Origin of the sequence: Cupriavidus nantongensis, from assembly GCF_001598055.1 — a bacterium.
Classification (GTDB): Bacteria; Pseudomonadota; Gammaproteobacteria; order Burkholderiales; family Burkholderiaceae; genus Cupriavidus; species Cupriavidus nantongensis.
This window is the reverse complement of sequence record NZ_CP014845.1, coordinates 1,468,859-1,488,532: the sequence shown is the minus strand read 5'-3', so window position 1 is coordinate 1,488,532 and position 19,674 is coordinate 1,468,859. Positions and strand designations below refer to the sequence as shown.

Here is a 19,674-nt window from a genome sequence, read left to right as displayed (position 1 = left end):
GTTGTCCCTCTGCTATGGTTAACAGGCCTTTCCATCACGCGCCCCGGCCCCTTGCCGGCATCGCGCACGGTGGCCCATGGAAAACTCGGAACCAGGGAGAACGGCATGAAACCCGGCAAGCTCATGGTGGCGGCGGCGCTTGCCGCCGCGTCGCTCGCGCCCGCCATGGCGATGGCGCAACCCGAGACCCGCGTCGACTCGGTTTCCGGCGTGGGCGCGTCGCGCACCACCGGCACGGTCAAGGCCACGGCCACGGTGGCGGCCATCGATGCCGCCACGCGCACCATCACCCTCAAGGACGAGCAGGGCAAGCTTACCGACGTGCAGGTGGGCGACGATGTGCGCAACTTCGGGCAGCTGCGCGTGGGCGATGCGGTCACGGCGGAATACACGCAGGCCTTGTCGGTGAGCCTGAACCGCCAGAGCGGCATCCGCTCCAGCAGCGAGCGCGAGATCACGCAGCGCGCCGCGCCGGGCGCCAAGCCGGGCGGCATGGTCGGGCGCGAGGTCACGGTTACCGCCGACGTGGTGGCGGTCGACACCAAGACCGGCATGGTGACGCTGAAGGGCCCGCAGGGCCGGATGGTGGACGTGCATGTCGCCGACCCGAAGCAGCTGAAGGCGGTTCGCGCCGGCGAGCAGGTGCAGGCGGTCTATACCGAGGCGATCGCGATCTCGGTCACGCCGCGCACTGCGCGCTAATTTGCCGGCGGCCGTTCGCTACATCACGCGCCCGAACCACCACAGCGACAGCAGCCCCGCGCACGCCGCCAGCAGCGCGCCGAGCGCGGCGAACAGCGCGGTGATCTCGACCTGGCTGCGCTTGTCGAACGCCAGCCGCGCGTTGAGCGCGCGGTATACGCGCTTCAGTTCGGTGGCGTCCTCCAGCCGGAAGTACTCGGCCCCGGTGGCGTCGGCGACTTCCTTCAGCACCTTCTCGTCGAGCCTGACGCGGGCCGACCAGCCGTCGACCGACAGCACCACGCCTTCGGGCGTGCCCACGCCCACGGTATAGATGCGCACGCCGTGCTCGGCGGCAAGCTGGGCCGCGCGCATCGCCGCCGGGCCGGCGTTGCTTTCGCCGTCGGAGAACAGCACGATCGCGCCGGCGGTATAAGAACCCGGCTGCACCGGCTCGCTGTCGCCGGGCGGATTGGCCAGGCCTCGCGATCGTCTTGGCGGCGGCGTGTCGTCGTTCATCAGCCGCTCGGCATCGGGCGTGAGCTCCGGCAGCAGCGTGGTCAGCGCAATCAGCATGCCGTTGCCCAGCGCGGTGCCGCCCTGCGGCTGCAGGCGTTCGATCGCGGTGGCCACGGCCTCCCTGGCGCGGGTGGGCGCCTGCGCCACGGCGGCGGTGCCGGCCATCGCCACCACGCCGACGCTGACGCCCGCGGGTTGCGCCTCCAGCAGCGTGGTGGCGGCCTGCTGTGCGGCGCCCAGGCGGCTGGGTTTGACGTCCTGGGCCCGCATGCTGCCGGACAGGTCCATCACCATCACCACCGTCTCGATGCGCGAAGGCAGCATCATCACGGCCTGCGGCCGCGCGATCGCCGCGATCAGCGCCGCCAGCGCCAGCAGGATCAGCACCGGCGCCACGTGGCGACGCCAGCCGCTGCCGCTGCGGGTGGCAATGCCAGCGGTTTTCAGCGCCGGGTAATGCACGGCTGCGTGCCGCCTGCGCCGGTCGAGCCAGACATAGCCTGCCGCCAGCCCACCGACCAGCGCGAACAGCCACAGCATGCCTGGCCACAGGAAGCTGAACACGGGCAGGCGGCTGATGGCATCGATCATGCGGCCCCCCCTGCAATGTTGGCGGCCCTGGCGCTGCCTTGCTGGCGCCGGCGCTGGCGCGCGAAGCTCAGCAGTGCCAGGTCGAGCCGGGCGTAGGTCGACAGCGTCAGGCACGCCACCCCGGCGCGCGCGAAGGCGTGGCGCAGCTCGGCCTCGCGCGCCTCGGCGGCGGCGGCGAAGCGCTTGCGGAAGGACGGGTCGTGCGTATCGACGAACAACTGCTCGCCGGTCTCGGCGTCCTGCAGCACCACCAGACCCAGGTCGGGCAACGCGGTTTCGAGCGGATCGACCAGCCTTACCGCGACCACTTCATGCCGCCGCGCCAGCATGCCCAGCGATGCCTGCCAGCCCGGCGCGCTGATGAAATCCGACACCACGAACACCACCGAGCGCCGCCTGGCCACCGCCCGGGCGCGCTCGAGCAGGTCGCGCAGGCGGGTGTCGCCCGGCGATGCGGCGGGCGTGGACCGCAAGCGGTGCAGCAGGTGCAGCAGCTGGCGGCGCCCGGCGCGCGCCGGCACCACCGTGGCGTCGGCATTGGTCCCGCCGCCATAGAGCACGGCGCCCACCCGATTGCCATAGCGCGTCAGCAGCAGCGCCATCACGGTGGTGAAGTCGCTCAGCAGGTCGCGCTTGCGCACGCTGCCCGAGCCGAAATCGATCGAGCCGCTCAGGTCCAGCAAGAACCAGGCCGCGACCTCGCGGTCTTCCTGGTACTCGCGCACATGCGGCGTCTGCAGCCGCGCGGTCACGTTCCAGTCGATATGGCGCACGTCGTCGCCGGGGTGGTATTCGCGCAGGTCCGCCAGGTCCAGGCCAAAGCCGCGGAACAGCGTGCGGTAGTCGCCTTGCAGCAGCCCGTCGAGGCGGCGGACCACGGTCCATTCCAGGCGCCGCAGCAGCGCGTCGGTCTGGTTGGCGCCGACGCCGGCCAGCGCGACAGCGGGCGCGGCGCCAGCTGTGGCGCCGGGCGCGCTGTCTGGCTCGCGCCGCCTAGTCCGCCGCCCGAACATGGGATTCCATGGGCCGCTCGGGTACCGGCAGCGCCTGCGTGATGCGCGTGATGAGCTGGTCGGCGGTCACGCCGTCGGACATGGCCTCGTACGAAAGCGACAGCCGATGGCGCAACACGTCCGGCACCAGGTCGGCCACGTCCTCGGGCAGGGCGTAGTGGCGGCCGCGCAGGTAAGCCAGCGCGCGCGCGCCTTCGACCAGGCCGATGGTGGCACGCGGGCTGGCGCCGAACGACACGTAGCGGTCCAGGTCCGCCAGGCCGAAGTTGCCCGGCTTGCGCGTGGCCGCGACCACGCGCACCGCGTACTGGACCAGGCTGGGATCGACATACACCTTGCGGCAGGCCTCCTGCAGCGCGGTCAGGTGCTCGGGCGTGGCCACCGGGCTGACGCTGATGCGCGGGCCGGTGACGCGGTTGACGATCACCACCTCTTCCTCTTCCGACGGATAGCCCACCAGCACCTTCATCATGAAGCGGTCGACCTGCGCCTCGGGCAGCGGGTAGGTGCCCTCGGTCTCGATCGGGTTCTGCGTCGCCATGACCAGGAACGGCGCGGGCACGCGATGGGTCTCGCCGGCGATGGTGACCTGCTTTTCCTGCATCACCTCCAGCAGCGCGCTCTGCACCTTGGCCGGCGCCCGGTTGATCTCGTCGGCCAGCAGCAGGTTGGCAAAGACCGGGCCGCGCACCGTGGAGAACTCGCCCGTGCCCTGGTTGTACATGCGCGTGCCGACCAGGTCGGCCGGCAGCAGGTCAGGGGTGAACTGGATGCGCTTGAAGGTGCCGCTCATGGTCCGCGCCAGCGTATTGACGGTCAGGGTCTTGGCCAGCCCCGGCACGCCCTCCACCAGCAGGTGGCCGCCGGACAGGATGGCCACCAGCACCCGTTCGAGAAAGTGGTCTTGCCCGACCACCACGCGTTTTACCTCGTACAGCAGGCGTTCCATCAAGTTGGCGCTGTCGGCTGCGCCCCTGGCTTGGTCGTTCATAGGTCCCCGCGTCAGAAAGGAGAAGTTCCGATGGCTACGCCGGCGCTTTCGATCGTGGTGGCGAAGCCGATGCCGATGAAGGTGCCGCTGTTGCCCGGGTTGAGGATGGCGGTGACGATGCCCACCACCTCGCCATTCATGTTCACCAGCGGGCCGCCCGAGTTGCCCGGATTGACCGCGGCGTCGAACTGGATCAGCTTGTCCAGGCTGCGCTTGTTGTCCGGCGCGACGAACTCGCGGTCCAGCCCGGACACCACGCCGGCGGATACCGACGGCCCGATGCCGAACGGAAAGCCCACGGCGACCACCTCGGAGCCGGGCATCAGGTCCCGGCTGGAACCCAGTGTCGCCGCGGGCAGGTCGTCGGGTATCGACTTGGCCTGGATCACCGCCAGGTCTTTCTCGGGAATCGTCTGCAGCACCGTGGCCTCGGACGTGTGCCCGTCATGGAAGGTCAGCTCCAGGCGCCGCGCTCCGGCAATCACATGGAGACTGGTAAGGATCACGCCGCGCTCGGTCACCACCACGCCGGAGCCGATGTGGCGGGATTCGGGCTTGTTCTCCGCGCTGTCTGCGGGCGGGCGTTCATTGGGCAGGGGCGGGACGGCCGGGGCGGGGGGCGTCGAAGGTGAGGCTTCGGGCGGCGTGGCCGGGGGATCACGCCCGGCCTGCGGCGCGGACGCCGCATCGGCGGTTTTCTCGGGCGCGGGGAAGTTGCGGATTTCGACCACCGATTCACGCACCGCCTCGGCCGCCATGGCGGTGCGCGACGGCAGGGGCTTGGTCTCGAGTGTGTGCAGCACGGCCGCGTCGATGTCCTTCTGCGTCAGCGCGCGCGCCTTGGGCTGCAATAGCCACGCCGAGCCCACGCCGGCGGCAAGAACCAGCGCGACGGCCGCCGAGACCCATCCGTAGATCGTCACCCGTTTCATCGCAGCCCCCGAGGTCCCGTCCCGCCTTAAAAAATACAGTACCATCCTCTTACCCACGCGCCAAGGAGCAGGGCATGCAGTTTCTCTGGCCGCAGATGCTCTGGTTGCTGCTGGCGCTTCCGGTGCTGGCAGCCGCTTACCTGTACCTGCTCGCGCGGCGCAAGAAGGCCGCCGTGCTGTATGCAAGCCTTGCATTGCCGCGCGCCGCGCTCGGCCCGCGCCAACGCCTGCGGCGCCACATTCCACCGTTGCTGTTCTTCTTCGCGCTGACCGCGGCATTGCTGGCGTGCGCGCGGCCCAGCGCCACCATCACGCTGCCGGCCGACACCGTGACCCTGGTGCTGGCGATGGATACCTCGCGCAGCATGGAGGCCGCCGACGTGCCGCCCAACCGCATCAGCGCCGCCCAGCAGGCCGCGCGCGACCTCGTGGTGGGGCTGCCGGCCAGCGTGCGGCTGGGCATCGTCTCGTTCGCCGGCACTGCCGCGGTGGTGCTGCCGCCCACCGACAACCGGCAAGACATGCTCGACGCGATCGAGCGCTTCCAGCTGCAGCGCGGCACCGCCACCGGCAGCGGCCTGTTCCAGGCGCTGGCGGTGCTGTTTCCCGAAGACGGCATCGACCTCGAAGTGATCCTGTTCGGCAGCCGCTCCGACCGCGCCGGGCGCGGCACCTCGCTCGACGAATCCGCCGCGGCCGACGCCGCGCGCCGGCGCGAACAGAACCAGCAGGCGGCGCAGCCCGGCTCATACCGCCACGGCGCGGTGATCCTGCTCAGCGACGGGCGGCGCACCACCGGCCCGGACCCGCTCGACGCCGCGCGCATGGCGGCACAGCGTGGCGTGCGCGTCTACACCGTGGGCTTCGGTTCGCAGCAGGTCACGGCCGCGCCGGAGTCCAGCCTTGCGTACTTCATGCAGCTCGACGAGCCGACGCTGCGTGCGGTCGCCAACATTACCGGCGGCGAATACTTCCACGCGGGCACGGCGACCGACCTGACCCAGGTCTACCGCCAGCTCAGCGCGCGCTTTGCGCTGGAGCGCAGGGAAACCGAGCTGGGTGCCTTGTTCGCCGCGGGGGCGGTGGTGTTGCTGGCGCTGGCGTGCGGGTTGTCGATGTTGTGGTTCAGGCGGTGAGGGGCGGCGGTGGACGATGGCGGCATCAAGCACCGCGACGAGGGCGAAGGCCGTCCCCTATTGGTCTGCCTTCGCCCCCGAGCGGCGCACGATCTCGGCCCATTTCCGGCCTTCGGCAGCGTTGTAGCGCGCAAAGTCGGCCGGTGAAGAGCCGACCGGCTCCGCGCCCATGTCGGCATATTGCTGCCGTACATCAGGCCGTTTCAGCGCCGCAGCCGCGTGCGAGGCGAGCTTTTCAACCACTGCCGGCGGGGTCCCGCGCGGTGCCCACAGCCCATACCAGGTACTGATGTCGAAGCCAGGCAGGCCGGATTCGGCGACGGTCGGAATGTCCGGAAGCGCGCTCGCACGGCGCGGCGTGGTGACAGCCACGGCGCGCAGTTTGCCGGACTTGATGAAGGGCATGGCCGACGGCATGGAGTCGAACATCAGCTGGATCTGGCCGCCCATCAGGTCCGTCAGTGCCGGGGCGCTGCCCTTGTATGGAACATGCTGCATCGGCACCCTGGCCGCCAGCTTGAACGATTCGCCGGCGAGGTGCTGCGCCGAGGCATTGCCCGCCGAGCCGAAGTTGAGCGCGCCGCCCTCGCGCCTGGCATAGGCAATCAGGTCCTGCACGGTCTTCACCGGCGAGGCGTTGTTGACCACCAGCACCAGCGGTACGTCGGCCAGCTGCGTGACCGGCACGAAGTCCTTGAACGCGTCATAGCGCATCTTCGGCTGGATGCTGGGATTGATCACATGCAGCGAGGCATTGGCGAGGATGGTGTAGCCGTCCGGGGCCGCGCGCGCCACGGCTTCGGCGCCGATCATGCCGCTGGCGCCGGGCTTATTGTCGACTACCACGCCCTGGCCCAGGCTTTCGCCCATCTTGACCGCCACCACGCGCGCCAGCAGGTCGGTGGGCCCGCCGGCCGGGTAGGGCAGCACCATGCGCAGAGGGTGTTGCGGAAATTCCTCCGCGCCGGCAGCAGCGGGCAGCAGCGCGCTCGCGGCCGACAGCACCAGCGCCGCGCGCAGCCGCGTCCATATCGTATGTGTTTTCGGATATCGGGTGTTCACGTCTCTGTCTCCTTGATTTTTATCGCTACCTTGCCCACCACCTGGCGGGATTCCAGTGCGGCCAAGGCGTCGCCCAGGCCGGTGATCGGATACGTCGCGGACACGGTCGGCGCCAGCTTGCCCTGCGCGGCCCACTCGAGCAGCGTTGCCATGACGTCCTGCAGCGCCGCGGCGTGCTGTGCGCGCTCGTTGGCGGGCGTCCAGCCGATATAGCGGCCAAAGAAGAAGCCGTGCAGCGTCAGGTTCTTGACCAGCAGCAGGTTCACCGGTGCCTGCGGGATGGTGCCACTGGCAAAGCCGATGCTGAGGATGCGGGCGTTGGCCGCCGCTGCGCGCAGCGCCTGCTGGAACAGCTCGCCACCGACGGGGTCCACCACCACGTCGGCACCGCGCCCGCCGGTCCGGCCCTTGACCGCGCTTGCCAGGTCCGCTGGCGCCACCGCGTGCGTGGCGCCGCGCCGCAGCGCGTCGGCACGCTTGGCCTCGGTGCTGGCGCAGGCGATCACGGTGGCACCGAGTTCGCGCGCAATCTCCACCGCGGCCAGACCCACGCCCGCGCCGGCGCCCAGCACCAGGACGGTATCGCCGGGGCGCAGCGCGCAGCGCCACACCAACCCGCAATAGGCCGTGCCGTACGAAATCGGAATCGGCAGCGCGACCGACGAGGGCAGCGCGTCCGGCACGCGATAGACCGTGTATTCGGGCACCGTGACCCGTTCGGCAAAGCAGCCCCAGTCCGCGATCGCCACCACGCGGTCTCCCGGGCGCAGCCGAGTGACGGCATCCCCGCAGGCGACCACGCGGCCGACAGCCTCAGTCCCCGGCACGAAAGGCAGCGGCGGGCGCCTTTGGTACTGCCCGGCAATCATCAGGCCGGTAGCGTGGCTTACGCTGGCATACTCGACCGCGATCGTGACCGCATGCGGGTCAGCCAGCGACGGCTCGGGAATGGATTGCACGGCGACGTCGTGCACACTGCCAAATTGTTCGCACACGAGCGCCTTCATTGGACACCTGCCCTGGCCGCTGGGGCCTGCAGCGCCACGCCCTGGCGCAGCCAGTCGTCGATGGCCAGCTGGCTGAATCCCGCCTCGCGCAGGATCTCTACGGTATGTTCGCCGTTGGCCGGCGCCGGGCCGGCATCCCGGCGCAAGCCGCGCGCCGGGATGCCGGCAAAGGGCAGCGGCGCCAGCCCGGGCTGCGCGATGGCCTGGAAGGTTTGCCGATGCGCCGCCTGCGGATGCGCGAGCACGTCGTCATAGGTGCGTACCGGGGCGTGCAGCACGTCATGCCGGCTGAGGGTGTCCTGCCATTGCGCGGTGGTGCGCGTGGCAATACGGCGCGCGACCAGCTGGTTGAGCAGCGCGGCGTGGACCATGCGCGCGGCGTTGTCGGCGAAGCGCGGGTCTTCGAGCCAGTCGGCATGGTCCAGCGCCCGGCACAGCTTGCCAAACTGCGCGTCGTTCAGCGCCAGCAGCGTCAGACTGCCGTCGCGGGTGGCATAGACTCCGTTGGGCGCACTCACTGGCCCCGCGGCGGACGGGCCGCCGATGGCATGCTCGAGCAGGTTGTTGGCCTGCAGCGCGCAGCAGGCCTCGAACAGGTTCAGCTCGACATGGCCGCCGCGCCCGCTGCGAAAGCGTCGGCACAGTGCCGCGGCGCACGCCTGCGCGGCATAAAGTCCGGTGGCGGCATCGGCCAGCAGCATGCCGATGCGGCGCGCGCTGCCATCGGCGTTCCGGTTGGCGAACATCAGTCCGGAGTCCGCCTGCATGACAGAGTCCGACGCCGGATAGTCGGCATACGGACCGTCCGGGCCATAGCCGCTGATCGACACATAGACCAGCGCGGGACGTTGCTCGGCCAGCGTGGCATAGCCCACGCCCAGCCTTTCGGCCACCTGCGGGCGAAAGTTCTGCACCACCACGTCGGCCTGCAGCGCCAGGTCCAGCAGCACTGCCTTGCCGGTGTCGGTGGTGGCATCGATGCAGGCGCTGCGCTTTCCGCCGTTATAGGCCAGCGTCAGCGCACTGGTATCGCCGCGCACGACACCGACCTTGCGGCCCCAGTCGCCCGCCGGCGGCTCGATCTTGATGACTTCAGCGCCTTGCTGCCACAGGATGTGAGCGCAATACGGACCTGCAATGCCCTGGCTGATGTCCAGCACGCGCAGGCCAGCAAAGGGCAGGTCGGTGTGGTCCGGGCTGCTAGTGGAGGGTGGGGGCATGAGCTCGTCGGCAGGGATAAACACGAGCTTTATGCTAGGGTTGGCCTCCCGCCGAAACAATCCCTCGATTTGTGCCAATGGTGTTGACTGATGATTGACAATGATTTCGATCTCAACCTGGTGCGGCTCTTCGTCACCATGGTCGAGTCGCGTACGCTGACGGCGGCGGCGCAGCGCAGCGGCATGACGCGCTCGAACGTGTCGCGCCGCCTTAAGCTGCTGGAGCAGCATCTGGGCGCGCAGCTGATGCGCCGCACCACGCGCCATGTCGAACTGACCGAAGCGGGACGGCTGCTGTATGCGCATGGCTTGCGCGTGCTGGATGAGCTGCAGTCCGCCAATACCGCCATCGACAGCCTTGGCAAGGTGGTGCGCGGCGATGTGCGGATCCGCCTGCCTACCGGACTGGGCCACCTCTATCTGACGCCGCTGCTGCTGGAATTTGCACGCAGCTATCCGCAGATTTCGCTGCGCGTGGTGATCAACGACAACATTGGCGACCTGATCCCGGCCGAGGTCGACGTGGCGCTGAAGATCACCTCGCAGCCGCCCGACGACCATGTGGCGCGGCGCATCTGCGAGGTGGGCTGGTGCCTGTGCGCATCGGCATCGTTTCTGGACCGCCACGGGCCGGTACGCACGGTGGCCGACCTCGAACGATGCGACATGATTGCGCCGGCATCGCTGGGGCGCCGCTTCACGTTGAAGGTATGGCTGGCCGGCACGCCGATGACCTTGCGGGTGTCTCCCCGGATCCAGTCAGGCGACTATCCGTTCCTGTTCGAATCGGTCATGGGCGGGCTGGGCGTGGCCCTGCTGCCGCGCTATGCGGTCTGGCGCCAACTGCAATCGGGGCAGATGCGCGAGGTGCTGGCCGAATGCGAAGCCGAAGGCGTGGGCGACAGCGTCTACATGCTGACCGCGCCCAACCGTTTTCCGACCCTGGCCACGCGCACGCTGATGGACTTCATTCGCCAGCACCTGGAGCGGCAGGCTGAGAACTGGGGCCGCCGCAAAGTGCCCCCGCCTAGCCATGGCAAGGCAGCAACCCCGCCTACTTCTCCTGCATCTTCGCCGCCCTGACGATCTCGCCCAGGCGCCGGCGTTCCGCGTCGACGAACTTGATGAAGTCCGCGCGCGTGCCGCCGATCGGCTCGATGCCCACCTGCTTCAGCTTGGCAGCGGCGGCGGGGTCTTTCATGGCCTTGTCGACCGCCGCGGCGACCTTGTCGAGGATGGCGTCGGGCGTGCCCTTGGGCGCATGGACGCCGGCCCAGTGCGCAATCTGCAGGTCGGCGAAGCCTTGCTCCACCGCGGTGGAAAGTTGCGGGTAGGCCGAGATCCGCTGCGTCCACGTGGTGGCCAGCGGCTTGAACTTGCCGTCATGCACGATATGCGGCAACGCGATGATGCTGGCCTCGGAGGTGCCTTCCACCTGGCCGCCCAGCACGGCCGTGGTGCTTTCCGACCCGCTCTTGTAGGGCACCGGCTGCAGCCTTGCGCCGTACTTCACGTTGAGGAGTTCCGCGACGAAGTGCGGAGTGCTGCCGGTGCCGGCGGTGGCGAAATTGAAGCCGCTGCCTTTCTTCGAGGCCTCGACGAAGTCGCGCAGGTCCTTGTAGGGCGCGTTCTTCGGCACCACGATCACCGATGGTGCCAACCCGATCATCACCACCGGCACCAGCGCGTCGTCCCGGAACGGCATCGACTTCTTGATCATGCTGTTGGAGATGACGCCGGCGGCGCTGATCAGGAAGGTGTAGCCGTCCGGCGCGCTGCGGGCCACCACGTCGGCGCCCACGGTGCCGCCCGCGCCGGGCCGGTTCTCGACCAGCACGGTCTGGCCCAGCGCCTTGCCGGCGCCCTCGGCGGCCGCGCGCGCCATCAAGTCATTGGCGCCGCCCGCGGCGAAAGGCACGACGAAGCGGATGGTCTTTGCGGGCCAGGGGTCTTGCGCGTTGGCGGTCGAGGCTGCAAGAAATGCTGCCGATGCCAGCAGGCCCACGGCAAATCGGTTTTTCATCGTCAAGTCAGGTCTCCGTTTCGAGGTTAAACACACCGTCAGGCCGCGGCACGTCTTCCGGCTTGGACCGTCCCGCTCCCTGACGTGCAGGGCCGATATTGTCACTCATCGGCCCTACTGCCGCGGTCATATGTGCCTGATGCGCTCCCCCGCCACCCCTTTTCCATATGCGCCGGAACCGGTATCGTCAGTTGAAATTCATATATATGAGTTGGTTGACATGGATGAATCCACCACCTACCATGACTTTCACGCACGACCCACACAGAGGAGACAACGATGATTCACGTAGTGCTTCATGACGCCAAGGACACCGTCGCGGTAGCCGTGGTGGAAGGGATCCAGCCCGGCACCCAGCTCAATGCCTGGATCATGGACGAAGACAAGATCGTGACGGTGACCGCGCTGCAGCCGATTCCCATCGGCCACAAGGTGGCGCTGCGCGACATGGAAGTGAACGACACGGTCTACAAGTACGGCATCGACATCGGCAAGGTGGTGGCGCCGATCAAGGCCGGCCAGCACGCCCACGTCCACAACATCAAGACCAAGCGCTGGTAAGCCGGGCGCGCCGCGCCTGCGTTCCATCCGCCTTCATTCCGCTTCCATCGCTTATCCAAGGATCCACGTCATGTCCGTGATCGACCAAAACACCACCTTCTGGGGCTACCGCCGTGACAACGGCCGCGTCGGCGTGCGCAACCACGTCATCATCCTGCCGCTGGACGACCTGTCCAACGCCGCCGCCGAGGCCGTCGCCGCCGCGATCAAGGGCACCATGGCGATTCCCCATCCGTACGGCCGCCTGCAGTTCGGGCCGGACCTGGACCTGCATTTCCGCACGCTGATCGGCGCGGGCAGCAACCCCAACGTCGCCGCGGTGGTAGTGATCGGCATCGAGGAAGGCTGGACCAAGAAAGTGGTCGATGGCATCGCCCAGACCGGCAAGCCGGTGGTCGGCTTCGGCATCGAAGGGCACGGCGACCACGACACCATCATGCGCGCCTCGAAGGCCGCGCGCGAGTTCGTGCAGTACGCCACCGCGCTGCACCGCGTGGAGTGCCCGATCAACGAGCTGTGGGTGTCGACCAAGTGCGGCGAATCGGACACCACCTCGGGCTGCGGCGCCAACCCGACCGTCGGCAACGCCTTCGACAAGCTGCATCCGCTGGGCACCACGCTGGTGTTCGGCGAGACCTCCGAGCTGACCGGCGGCGAGCATATCGTCGCGGCGCGCTGTGCCAACGACGACGTGCGCCATCAGTTCATGGCGATGTTCGAGCGCTACCAGGGCATGATCGACCGCTGGAAGACCTCCGACCTGTCCGAGTCGCAGCCGACCAAGGGCAATATCGCCGGCGGCCTGACCACCATCGAAGAAAAGGCGCTGGGCAATATCCAGAAGATCGGCAAGAAGTGCACCGTCGATGGCGTGCTCGACAAGGCCGAGGCGCCGACGCATCCGGGGCTGTGGTTCATGGACTCGTCTTCGGCCGCGGCCGAGATGGTCACGCTGTGCGCGGCGGCCGGCTATGTGGTCCATTTCTTCCCGACCGGGCAGGGCAACGTGATCGGCAACCCGATCGTGCCGGTGATCAAGCTGTGCGCCAATCCCCGCACCGTGCGCCTGATGAGCGAGCACATGGACGTCGATTGCTCGGGCCTGCTGCAGCGCGAGCAGACGCTGGACCAGACCGGCGACAAGCTGCTGGAGTGCATGCTGGCCACCATCAACGGCCGCTGGACCGCGGCCGAGGCGCTCGGCCATCGCGAGTTCGTGCTGACCCGCATCCACGAGTCGGCATGATGAAGCGCATCTGCATCAGCGAGTTCATGGACCCGGCCGCGGTGCAGGCGCTGAGCGCCGGCTTCGACCTGCGCTACGAGCCGGGCTGGGTGGACAGGCGTGGCGAGCTGCTCGAGGTCCTGGGCGGGGCGCACGCGCTGGTGGTGCGCAACCGCACCCAGGTGGACGCGGCGCTGCTGGCGAGCGCGCCGGCCTTGCGGGTGGTGGGACGGCTCGGCGTGGGGCTGGACAATATCGATGTCGCCGCCTGCCGCGAACGCGGCATCCGCGTGATTCCCGCGGCCGGGGCCAATGCGCGCTCGGTGGCGGAGTACGTGGTGACCACGGCCGCCGTGCTGCTGCGCGGCGCCTACCTGTCCAACGCTGAGGTGGCGGACGGCCAGTGGCCGCGGGCACGGCTGTCGGAGGGCCGGGAGGCGCTGGGCAAGACGCTGGGCCTGATCGGCTTTGGCGACATCGGCCGGCAGACCGCGGCGCTGGCGCGCGCCTTCGGCATGGAGGTCATTGCCAGCGATCCGATGCTGCCGGCCGACGATCCGGTCTGGACCGCTACCGGGGTGGCCTGCGTGCCGCTCGACGCGCTGCTGGCGCAGGCGGACGCGGTCAGCCTTCATGTGCCGCTGGTGGCGGCCACGCGCAACCTGATCGATGTCGGCCGCCTGGCGGCGATGAAGTCCGGCGCGGTGCTGATCAATACCGCGCGCGGTGGCGTGGTCGACGAGGCAGCGCTTGCCGATGCGCTGCGGGCCGGGCACCTGGCCGGCGCCGCGCTGGACGTGTTCGACAGCGAGCCGCTGCCAGCGGGCAGCGTGCTGCGCGGCGTGCCCAACCTGATCCTGACACCGCATGTCGGTGGCGTGACGCGCGAAGCCAATGCGCGCGTATCGATGATGATCGCGCGCGAGGTGCGGCAATCGCTGGAGCAGATGCCATGAGCCGGATTGCGTTGCAGGAACTGGAGCGCGTGGCCGCCGCGTGCCTGCGCCGGGCCGGGGCCAGCGCGCTGCAGGCGCGGGCGACGGCGGCGGCGCTGGTGCGGGCCGATGCCGCGGGACTGCCGTCGCACGGGGTCTCGCGCGTGCCGATGTACGTGGCGCACCTGCGCCATGACCGGGTCGACGGCAATGCCGAGCCGGCGGTACAGGGCACGCGTGCCAGCGCGGTGCTGGTCGACGCGCGCTGCGGCTTTGCCTTCGCGGCGTGCGAGCTGGCCATCGCCGAAGCCATGGCACGCGCGCGCGCAACCGGCGTCGGCGTGGCCGCGGTCACCAACAGCCATCACTTCGGCGCCGCGGCGCTGCCGCTGGAAGCGGTGGCGCGCGCCGGCATGGTCGGCATCGCCATGGGCAATTCGCCCGCGGCGATGCCGGCGTGGGGCGGCAAGCGGCCGCTGTTCGGCACCAACCCGATTGCGGCGGTATTCCCGCGGCAGGGCTGCGCGCCGGCGGTGATCGACCTGTCGCTGTCGGAAGTCGCGCGCGGCAAGATCATGGTGGCGGCGAAGCAGGGCAAGCCGATTCCGCTCGGATGGGCGCTGGATGAGGCCGGCCAGCCGACCACCGACGCCCAGGCCGCGCTGCGCGGCTCGATGCTGCCGGCGGGCGGCGTCAAGGGCGCGATGCTGGCGTTGCTGGTGGAGCTGCTGGTGACGTCGCTGGCCGGCGCGCAGTTCGGCGCCGAGGCCGATTCCTTCTTCAGCGATGCCGGCAACCGTCCGCGCATCGGCCAGCTGTTCTTCGTGCTTGACCCTGGCGCCTTCGCCGGCTCGCAGGTCTACGCCGAGCGCGTCGAAGCGCTACTGGAGGCGATGCTGGACGACGAAGGCACGCGCGTGCCGGGCGCCCGCCGCGAAACCTCGCAGGCGCGGGCGGCCGCGCATGGCATTGACGTGCCCGACGCGCTCTGGCGCGAACTGCAATCGCTTGCGGGCGAGGAGGCCGGCGCCCCGCATTGATTTCCTCACAACGGACCCACGCTCAGATGGGCCGGCCATAACTACCGGAGACAAACCATGGATCGACGCTTGATGTGCGGCGCGCGCAGGCACCTGAACCGCGTGCTGCTTGCCTTGTCAGTTGTATCGGCCCTCGCTGCGCTGGCGCCCCGGCCTGCCGCGGCGCAGGGCGGCAGCGATGCCGCCGCGGACTTTCCGGGCAAGCCGATACGGTACGTGGTGCCATTCGCGGCCGGCGGCCTGACCGACATCATGGCGCGCATGGTCGGCCACCAGCTCTCCGAAGAGTGGAAGAAGCCTATCGTGGTGGACAACCGGCCAGGCGGCAATGCCAATATCGGCGCCGAGCAGGTCGCCAAGGCACCACCCGACGGCTATACCTGGCTGGCGGTGACGCTGACGCACGCGTCCAACGTGACCTTGTTCCCCAAGCTGCCGTTCAGCATGCAGAAAGACCTGGTGCCGGTGGCGCGCATCGCCTCGTCGCCGATGATGGTGGTGGTGCCGGCCAGCTCGCCGATCAAATCGATGAAGGACCTGGCCGCGGCGGCGCAGAAATCCAAGCTGAACGCCGGCTCGAGCGGCAATGGCACGCCGCCGCACCTGACGCTGGCGCTGTTCGAAAGCCAGACCCGCACCAGCTTCACCCATGTGCCGTACAAGGGCGGCGCGCCGTCGATGACCGACCTGATCGGCGGCCAGATCGACGTGGTGTTCTCCAACTTCCCCGAGTCGCTCGCCTATGTGAAAGGCGGCAAGCTGCGCGCGCTGGCCGTGACCACGCGTGAGCGCCACCCGCTGCTGCCCGACGTGCCCACCGTGGCCGAGGCCGGCTATCCGGAGCTGATCGTCGAGAACTGGACCGGCCTGATGATGCCGGCCGGCACGCCCCGGCCGATCGTCGACAAGGTGGCCGCCTCGGTCGCGCGCATGCTGGCCACCGAGTCGGTGCGCGGGCGCATCGTCAGCGCGGGCTTCAGCCCTGCTGCCGGCGGGCCAGCGTTTGCCGACTACTTCAGCGGCGAGGTGACGCGCTGGGCCCGGCTGATCGAAGAGAAGCACATCCGCGTCGAATAGCGGATAGCGCCGCGTCATGCCGCCGCGGCCGGCTTTAGTATGATTCGTCTTATCTATATGAGTCAGTCATGGATCGGCCGGCCGCCCCGCAGGCGGCGTTGCAAAGGACACTAACGTGGGTTCCAGATTCGATGCCGGCGCAGCCATAGGCGGCGTGCTGTACAAGGACGTCAAGCACGCCATCCTGGCCGCCCTGGCCGAGGGCGAGTGGAAACCGGGCGAGGCGATTCCGTCTGAGCGCAAGCTGATCGAGCGCTTCGGCGTCTCCATCGGCACGCTGCGCAAGGCCATCGACGAACTGGTGGCCGAGAACATCATGATCCGCCACCAGGGGCGGGGCACCTTCGTCGCGACGCACCGGCAGGAAGACCATTTCTTCCGCTTCTTCCGCATCGTGCGCCAGGACGGCTACCGCGAGTTCCCCACGGTAAAGCTGGCAAAGTTCCGCCGCGCCAAGGCCGACAAGGAAGAGGCCGCGGCGCTGGGGCTGCCGCTGGGCGAAGCCGTGTTCCGCTTCACCAACGTGTTGTCGCTGGAAGGGCGCCCGGTCATGATCGACGCCATCACGGTCCCGGCGGAACGCTTCAGGACGCTGACCGAGAAGCTGCTGCGCGAGCGGCCGAACACGCTCTACAACTTCTACCAGGACGTCTTCGGCATCAACATCATCCGCACCGAAGAGCGCCTGCGCGCCGCGCTGGCCGACGAGGAAGACCATGAACTGCTGGGCGTCCCCATCGGCACCGCGATGCTGAAGATTTTGCGCGTGGCATCGTCCTACCAGAACGAGCGCATCGAGTACCGCGTTTCCAGGCTGGATACTTCGGATTATGAGTTTGCGCTGTCGCAGCCGTGAAAGGGGCTGCCGAAAGTAGTGGCGGCCGGGCTCAGTCCACCACCACCACGACGCTGGCAATGCCTTGCCGGGCCATCTTCACATAGGGGCAGAAGCGCTCGGTATTGCGCACCAGTTCTTCGGCCAGCGCCCGGGCCACGCCCGGCATCCTGACGCGGACGTCCGCGGACAGCGCATAGGCGCCGTCCACCGGGTCGCGGCCGAAGGCGACTTCGACTTCCACGGCGATGTTGTCGATGTGGAGGCCGGCGCGCCGGGCCAGCAGGTGCAGGGCGCCGTGGAAGCACGCGGCATAGCCCGCGGCGAACAGCTGTTCCGGGTTGGTGCCGTTGCCCGGACCTCCCAGCGCGGCCGGCAGCCGCAGGTCGATGATGAGGTTGCCGTCATCGGAGCGGGCCACGCCTGAGGCGCGCCCGTGTCCGGTTTCGCCGCCCGTGACGGTGACGGAGGTGGTGTAGAGCGGATCGAAGCGGGGCCCGCGATATTTGTCGAGCAGGGTCAACGGCGGGGCCTGCAGCTTCCGGTTCGCCATGGGCCAGCCCTGGGATCAGGCGTGCGCTTGCTGGCGCTGTCGCAGCCATGCCTCGAAGCTGGTCTTGCCCAGTCGCGCGGGGCCCTCGGGGACCAGCGTGCCATCGTCCAGCTCGGCGCCGAAATATCGCGCCCCGGCGTCGACGACCACCTTGCGCGGATCATCGGTGGCTTCGAGATAGCGTTGCACCAGCTCGCTCAGCGCAAAGCGCTGCGGCCCGGCGATATCGACGATGCCGTTGGCGGGATCGGCAAGGGCCTGGTCGGCCACGGCCTCGGCCACGTCGTCGGAAGCGATCGGCTGGATCGATGCGGACGACAGGCGGATCGCGTCGCCGTCGGCGCCGGATTCGGCGATGCCGCCGAGAAATTCGAGGAACTGCGTGGAACGGACGATGGTGTAGGGGATGCCGGCATTGCGGATCAGCGCTTCCTGCGCGATCTTGCCGCGGAAGTAGCCGCTTTGGGCAAGCTTGTCGGTGCCGACCACCGACAGCGCCACATGGTGCCTGACCCCTGCGGCTTTCTCCGCCGCCGCCAGGTTGCGGCCCGAGGTCTCGAAGAAATGCAGCACGGCATCGTCGGCGAACGACGGGGAATTGGCCACGTCCACGACCACCTTCGCGCCGGCAAGCGCCTGCCCGAGGCCTTCTCCGGTCAGCGCATTCACGCCCGTCTGTGGCGATGCCGCCACCACTTCATGGCCCTGCGCGGCAAGCCGGGCCACGACCTTGCTGCCGATCAGTCCGGTACCGCCAATCACAACGATCTTCATCACGCACCTCGGTTCGGTTGGAAGGGATGGGCCGTCGACCCATGTCCCATGCTAGGTGAACGAGGTTCGGCGCGGTAGCGCCGCGGACGGATGCATGCTGTTTCCCGTCCGGCACCAATTGCCAGGCTGCTGGATGGAGGCTTTCAGCCGGTAACCCCGGCGCGGTACGCGCTCGGCGAGATGCCAAGGTGGCGCTGGAATGTCAGTCGCATCCGTTCTTCGCTGCCGAAGCCGCACTGCCTGGCGATCTGGTCGACCGGCCGGTGCGGGTCCTGCAGCAGCCGCCGTGCGGCTTCCAGCCTGAAATGCTCTACCCCCTTGGCGGGCGTGCGGCCGGTCTGCTGCTTGTACACCCGCGCAAAGTTGCGCGGGCTCATGCCGGCCTGCTCGGCAAGTTGCTCCACCGACAGGATTTCCCGCGACAGGTTCTCGACGATCCAGAGATGGAGGGCCTCGAACAATGGCACCTGCCGGCTCTGCGTCAGCAGCATTTCGCTGAGCTGGGGCTGGCCGCCGGGTCGCTTGATGAACACCGCCAGTTCCCGCGCCGCGCTCAGCGAGATGTCGTGGCCGTAGTCGTCTTCGACAAGCGCCAGCGCCATGTCGATGCCGGTGGTCACGCCGGCCGAGGTCCAGATCCGGTCCTGGCGCACGAAGATGGCATCCTGGTCCAGCGTGACCGCGGGAAAGCGCGCGCGGAACGCGTCGTGCATGGCCCAGTGCGTGGCCGCGCGCTTGCCGTCGAGCAGGCCCGCCTGCGCCAGCAGGAAGGCGCCGCTGCAGACCGAGGCGACGCGGGGCACCTGGGCGGCGGCTTGCTTCAACCAGGCGACCAGGGAGGTGGCGCAGTCCAGCAGGGTGAGCATCCCGGGTGCGCCGGGCAGGACAATGGTGTCGATACGCCGCAGGTCGATGGCCGCAAGCGGCTGGGTATCCATGGACGTGCCTTCGGCCGAGGCGGTCAGGCCGCCATGCTCGCTGGCCAGATGTATCTGGTAGCCGGCCAGGCCGCGTTCGCGCGCGTAGCGCGACGCCGCCCAGAACGCGGTCTGCGGGCCCGTGAGGTCCAACACGCTCATGCCGGGAAAGGCGACGAACAGCAGGCCGCGCGGGTGGTGGTCGAACGGCAGGGCAGAGTCGTGTGCGGCGGGCGCGGATGCGGAAGGGGCCATGGCAGGGATCGCGAAAGTCGGTCGATGTTATGCCAGGCGCGCGCTGCGCGGCAAGGCGCGATGGCCGCTGTCGCGCGGCGTGCGACGCCTGCTTCACGAAGCGGCTGCGGTGAAGGTCCGGCGCCGCGCCATGTCTGCATTGTCGGGTGTCGCGGCGGGCGGCTGGCAGAAATCGAGGGGCATCTGGCATTTACCCGGCCCGCTACGTGTCATTAAGATCCCGGCATGGTTATGCCCCACCTAATGTGGCGCTGAATTCTGGCATTGCGCCGAAAGGCATGGACATGGACATCGTCGTCCCCGAGCTTCGTCCGGCATTCCCCGCCA

21 protein-coding genes are annotated in these 19,674 nt (G+C 68.9%); 10 read left to right on the top strand and 11 right to left on the bottom strand.

All coding sequences use genetic code 11. The features are described 5' to 3' along the window. The first annotated feature begins 105 nt into the window (after positions 1–105). Complete coding sequence (locus A2G96_RS27670; protein WP_062803355.1) at positions 106–702, top strand: hypothetical protein; 597 nt, start codon at positions 106–108, stop codon at positions 700–702. Between the two features lie 18 nt (positions 703–720). Here A2G96_RS27670 and A2G96_RS27665 read toward each other — a convergent pair whose 3' ends face one another. From A2G96_RS27665 to A2G96_RS27650, 4 genes are read right to left on the bottom strand one after another with little or no spacing between them, the layout of a single operon-like run. Beyond that, complete coding sequence (locus tag A2G96_RS27665) at positions 721–1,791, bottom strand: VWA domain-containing protein (RefSeq protein ID WP_062803354.1); 1,071 nt, start codon at positions 1,789–1,791, stop codon at positions 721–723. Beyond that, the gene (locus tag A2G96_RS27660; RefSeq protein ID WP_062803353.1) at positions 1,788–2,804 is read right to left on the bottom strand and encodes a DUF58 domain-containing protein; all 1,017 of its coding nucleotides are present in this window, start codon (positions 2,802–2,804) and stop codon (positions 1,788–1,790) included. The genes A2G96_RS27665 and A2G96_RS27660 overlap by 4 nt, the downstream gene beginning before the upstream one ends. After that, positions 2,785–3,795 (bottom strand): AAA family ATPase, encoded by a 1,011-nt coding sequence (locus tag A2G96_RS27655; RefSeq protein WP_062803352.1) that lies wholly within the window; start codon positions 3,793–3,795, stop codon positions 2,785–2,787. Before A2G96_RS27655 ends, A2G96_RS27660 begins: the two co-directional genes overlap by 20 nt. Before the next feature lie 11 nt (positions 3,796–3,806). Next, positions 3,807–4,727 (bottom strand): S1C family serine protease, encoded by a 921-nt coding sequence (locus A2G96_RS27650; RefSeq protein WP_062803351.1) that lies wholly within the window; start codon positions 4,725–4,727, stop codon positions 3,807–3,809. A gap of 74 nt (positions 4,728–4,801) precedes the next feature. Here A2G96_RS27650 and A2G96_RS27645 point away from each other — a divergent pair, with 74 nt between their 5' ends. Next, positions 4,802–5,863, top strand: a complete 1,062-nt coding sequence (locus tag A2G96_RS27645; RefSeq protein WP_062803350.1) for a VWA domain-containing protein — start codon at positions 4,802–4,804, stop codon at positions 5,861–5,863. A gap of 57 nt (positions 5,864–5,920) precedes the next feature. Here A2G96_RS27645 and A2G96_RS27640 read toward each other — a convergent pair whose 3' ends face one another. Genes A2G96_RS27640 through A2G96_RS27630 form a run of 3 tightly spaced genes read right to left on the bottom strand, consistent with a single transcriptional unit; the run spans position 5,921 to position 9,152 of the window. Then, complete coding sequence (locus A2G96_RS27640) at positions 5,921–6,925, bottom strand: tripartite tricarboxylate transporter substrate binding protein (protein WP_082819119.1); 1,005 nt, start codon at positions 6,923–6,925, stop codon at positions 5,921–5,923. Then, positions 6,922–7,932, bottom strand: coding sequence for an NADPH:quinone oxidoreductase family protein (locus A2G96_RS27635; RefSeq protein WP_062803349.1), 1,011 nt, complete (start codon positions 7,930–7,932; stop codon positions 6,922–6,924). The genes A2G96_RS27640 and A2G96_RS27635 overlap by 4 nt, the downstream gene beginning before the upstream one ends. Continuing rightward, positions 7,929–9,152 carry a CaiB/BaiF CoA transferase family protein gene (locus tag A2G96_RS27630; protein ID WP_062803348.1) on the bottom strand — a complete coding sequence of 408 codons (1,224 nt, stop codon included), beginning with the start codon at positions 9,150–9,152 and terminating at the stop codon, positions 7,929–7,931. The genes A2G96_RS27635 and A2G96_RS27630 overlap by 4 nt, the downstream gene beginning before the upstream one ends. A 90-nt stretch (positions 9,153–9,242) precedes the next feature. Here A2G96_RS27630 and A2G96_RS27625 point away from each other — a divergent pair, with 90 nt between their 5' ends. Continuing rightward, on the top strand, positions 9,243–10,235 hold the full coding sequence (locus tag A2G96_RS27625; RefSeq protein ID WP_062803347.1) for a LysR family transcriptional regulator: 993 nt from the start codon (positions 9,243–9,245) through the stop codon (positions 10,233–10,235). On the opposite strand, the gene A2G96_RS27620 is transcribed toward A2G96_RS27625, so the two are convergent. Further along, positions 10,207–11,175, bottom strand: a complete 969-nt coding sequence (locus A2G96_RS27620) for a tripartite tricarboxylate transporter substrate binding protein (RefSeq protein WP_062803346.1) — start codon at positions 11,173–11,175, stop codon at positions 10,207–10,209. The genes A2G96_RS27625 and A2G96_RS27620 overlap by 29 nt on opposite strands. 279 nt (positions 11,176–11,454) lie before the next feature. Between A2G96_RS27620 and A2G96_RS27615 the strand changes: the two genes are divergently transcribed. The 6 genes from A2G96_RS27615 (at position 11,455) to A2G96_RS27590 (ending at position 16,869) form a co-directional block, all read left to right on the top strand. After that, positions 11,455–11,736: a UxaA family hydrolase gene (locus A2G96_RS27615; protein WP_062803345.1), complete on the top strand. Its 282-nt coding sequence runs from the start codon at positions 11,455–11,457 to the stop codon at positions 11,734–11,736. A 70-nt stretch (positions 11,737–11,806) separates the two neighbouring features. Then, entirely contained in the window at positions 11,807–12,982 is a 1,176-nt protein-coding gene (locus A2G96_RS27610) for a UxaA family hydrolase (protein ID WP_062803344.1), read from the top strand. Continuing rightward, positions 12,982–13,917: a hydroxyacid dehydrogenase gene (locus A2G96_RS27605; protein ID WP_062803343.1), complete on the top strand. Its 936-nt coding sequence runs from the start codon at positions 12,982–12,984 to the stop codon at positions 13,915–13,917. Before A2G96_RS27610 ends, A2G96_RS27605 begins: the two co-directional genes overlap by 1 nt. Next, on the top strand, positions 13,914–14,936 hold the full coding sequence (locus A2G96_RS27600) for an Ldh family oxidoreductase (RefSeq protein ID WP_062803342.1): 1,023 nt from the start codon (positions 13,914–13,916) through the stop codon (positions 14,934–14,936). Before A2G96_RS27605 ends, A2G96_RS27600 begins: the two co-directional genes overlap by 4 nt. Before the next feature lie 57 nt (positions 14,937–14,993). Then, a complete protein-coding gene (locus tag A2G96_RS27595; RefSeq protein ID WP_082819118.1) occupies positions 14,994–16,013 on the top strand; it encodes a Bug family tripartite tricarboxylate transporter substrate binding protein in 1,020 nt (339 codons plus the stop codon). 115 nt (positions 16,014–16,128) lie between these two features. Then, a complete protein-coding gene (locus tag A2G96_RS27590) occupies positions 16,129–16,869 on the top strand; it encodes a GntR family transcriptional regulator (RefSeq protein WP_062803340.1) in 741 nt (246 codons plus the stop codon). A gap of 31 nt (positions 16,870–16,900) precedes the next feature. Here A2G96_RS27590 and A2G96_RS27585 read toward each other — a convergent pair whose 3' ends face one another. The 3 genes from A2G96_RS27585 to A2G96_RS27575 form a co-directional block, all read right to left on the bottom strand. Continuing rightward, positions 16,901–17,401 carry an Ohr family peroxiredoxin gene (locus tag A2G96_RS27585; protein ID WP_062803339.1) on the bottom strand — a complete coding sequence of 167 codons (501 nt, stop codon included), beginning with the start codon at positions 17,399–17,401 and terminating at the stop codon, positions 16,901–16,903. 15 nt (positions 17,402–17,416) lie between these two features. Continuing rightward, positions 17,417–18,175, bottom strand: a complete 759-nt coding sequence (locus A2G96_RS27580; protein ID WP_062803338.1) for an SDR family oxidoreductase — start codon at positions 18,173–18,175, stop codon at positions 17,417–17,419. Positions 18,176–18,318: 143 nt separating this feature from the next. Beyond that, complete coding sequence (locus A2G96_RS27575; RefSeq protein ID WP_062803337.1) at positions 18,319–19,347, bottom strand: GlxA family transcriptional regulator; 1,029 nt, start codon at positions 19,345–19,347, stop codon at positions 18,319–18,321. Here A2G96_RS27575 and A2G96_RS33590 point away from each other — a divergent pair. Continuing rightward, positions 19,346–19,591 (top strand): hypothetical protein, encoded by a 246-nt coding sequence (locus tag A2G96_RS33590; protein ID WP_150124272.1) that lies wholly within the window; start codon positions 19,346–19,348, stop codon positions 19,589–19,591. The genes A2G96_RS27575 and A2G96_RS33590 overlap by 2 nt on opposite strands. The last annotated feature ends 83 nt before the right edge of the window (positions 19,592–19,674 follow it).

Excerpts from the sequence above, each read along its gene's own strand:
- A2G96_RS27670 (WP_062803355.1), top strand. The coding sequence starts at position 106 with ATGAAACCCGGCAAGCTCATGGTGGCGGCGGCGCTTGCCGCCGCGTCG.
- A2G96_RS27595 (WP_082819118.1), top strand. The coding sequence starts at position 14,994 with ATGGATCGACGCTTGATGTGCGGCGCGCGCAGGCACCTGAACCGCGTG.
- A2G96_RS27650 (WP_062803351.1), bottom strand. The coding sequence starts at position 4,727 with ATGAAACGGGTGACGATCTACGGATGGGTCTCGGCGGCCGTCGCGCTG.
- A2G96_RS27585 (WP_062803339.1), bottom strand. The coding sequence starts at position 17,401 with ATGGCGAACCGGAAGCTGCAGGCCCCGCCGTTGACCCTGCTCGACAAA.
- A2G96_RS27605 (WP_062803343.1), top strand. The coding sequence starts at position 12,982 with ATGAAGCGCATCTGCATCAGCGAGTTCATGGACCCGGCCGCGGTGCAG.
- A2G96_RS27615 (WP_062803345.1), top strand. The coding sequence starts at position 11,455 with ATGATTCACGTAGTGCTTCATGACGCCAAGGACACCGTCGCGGTAGCC.
- A2G96_RS27665 (WP_062803354.1), bottom strand. The coding sequence starts at position 1,791 with ATGATCGATGCCATCAGCCGCCTGCCCGTGTTCAGCTTCCTGTGGCCA.
- A2G96_RS27655 (WP_062803352.1), bottom strand. The coding sequence starts at position 3,795 with ATGAACGACCAAGCCAGGGGCGCAGCCGACAGCGCCAACTTGATGGAA.
- A2G96_RS33590 (WP_150124272.1), top strand. The coding sequence starts at position 19,346 with ATGGCAGGGATCGCGAAAGTCGGTCGATGTTATGCCAGGCGCGCGCTG.
- A2G96_RS27620 (WP_062803346.1), bottom strand. The coding sequence starts at position 11,175 with ATGAAAAACCGATTTGCCGTGGGCCTGCTGGCATCGGCAGCATTTCTT.
- A2G96_RS27625 (WP_062803347.1), top strand. The coding sequence starts at position 9,243 with ATGATTGACAATGATTTCGATCTCAACCTGGTGCGGCTCTTCGTCACC.
- A2G96_RS27645 (WP_062803350.1), top strand. The coding sequence starts at position 4,802 with ATGCAGTTTCTCTGGCCGCAGATGCTCTGGTTGCTGCTGGCGCTTCCG.
- A2G96_RS27635 (WP_062803349.1), bottom strand. The coding sequence starts at position 7,932 with ATGAAGGCGCTCGTGTGCGAACAATTTGGCAGTGTGCACGACGTCGCC.
- A2G96_RS27660 (WP_062803353.1), bottom strand. The coding sequence starts at position 2,804 with ATGTTCGGGCGGCGGACTAGGCGGCGCGAGCCAGACAGCGCGCCCGGC.
- A2G96_RS27580 (WP_062803338.1), bottom strand. The coding sequence starts at position 18,175 with ATGAAGATCGTTGTGATTGGCGGTACCGGACTGATCGGCAGCAAGGTC.
- A2G96_RS27610 (WP_062803344.1), top strand. The coding sequence starts at position 11,807 with ATGTCCGTGATCGACCAAAACACCACCTTCTGGGGCTACCGCCGTGAC.
- A2G96_RS27575 (WP_062803337.1), bottom strand. The coding sequence starts at position 19,347 with ATGGCCCCTTCCGCATCCGCGCCCGCCGCACACGACTCTGCCCTGCCG.
- A2G96_RS27600 (WP_062803342.1), top strand. The coding sequence starts at position 13,914 with ATGAGCCGGATTGCGTTGCAGGAACTGGAGCGCGTGGCCGCCGCGTGC.
- A2G96_RS27630 (WP_062803348.1), bottom strand. The coding sequence starts at position 9,152 with ATGCCCCCACCCTCCACTAGCAGCCCGGACCACACCGACCTGCCCTTT.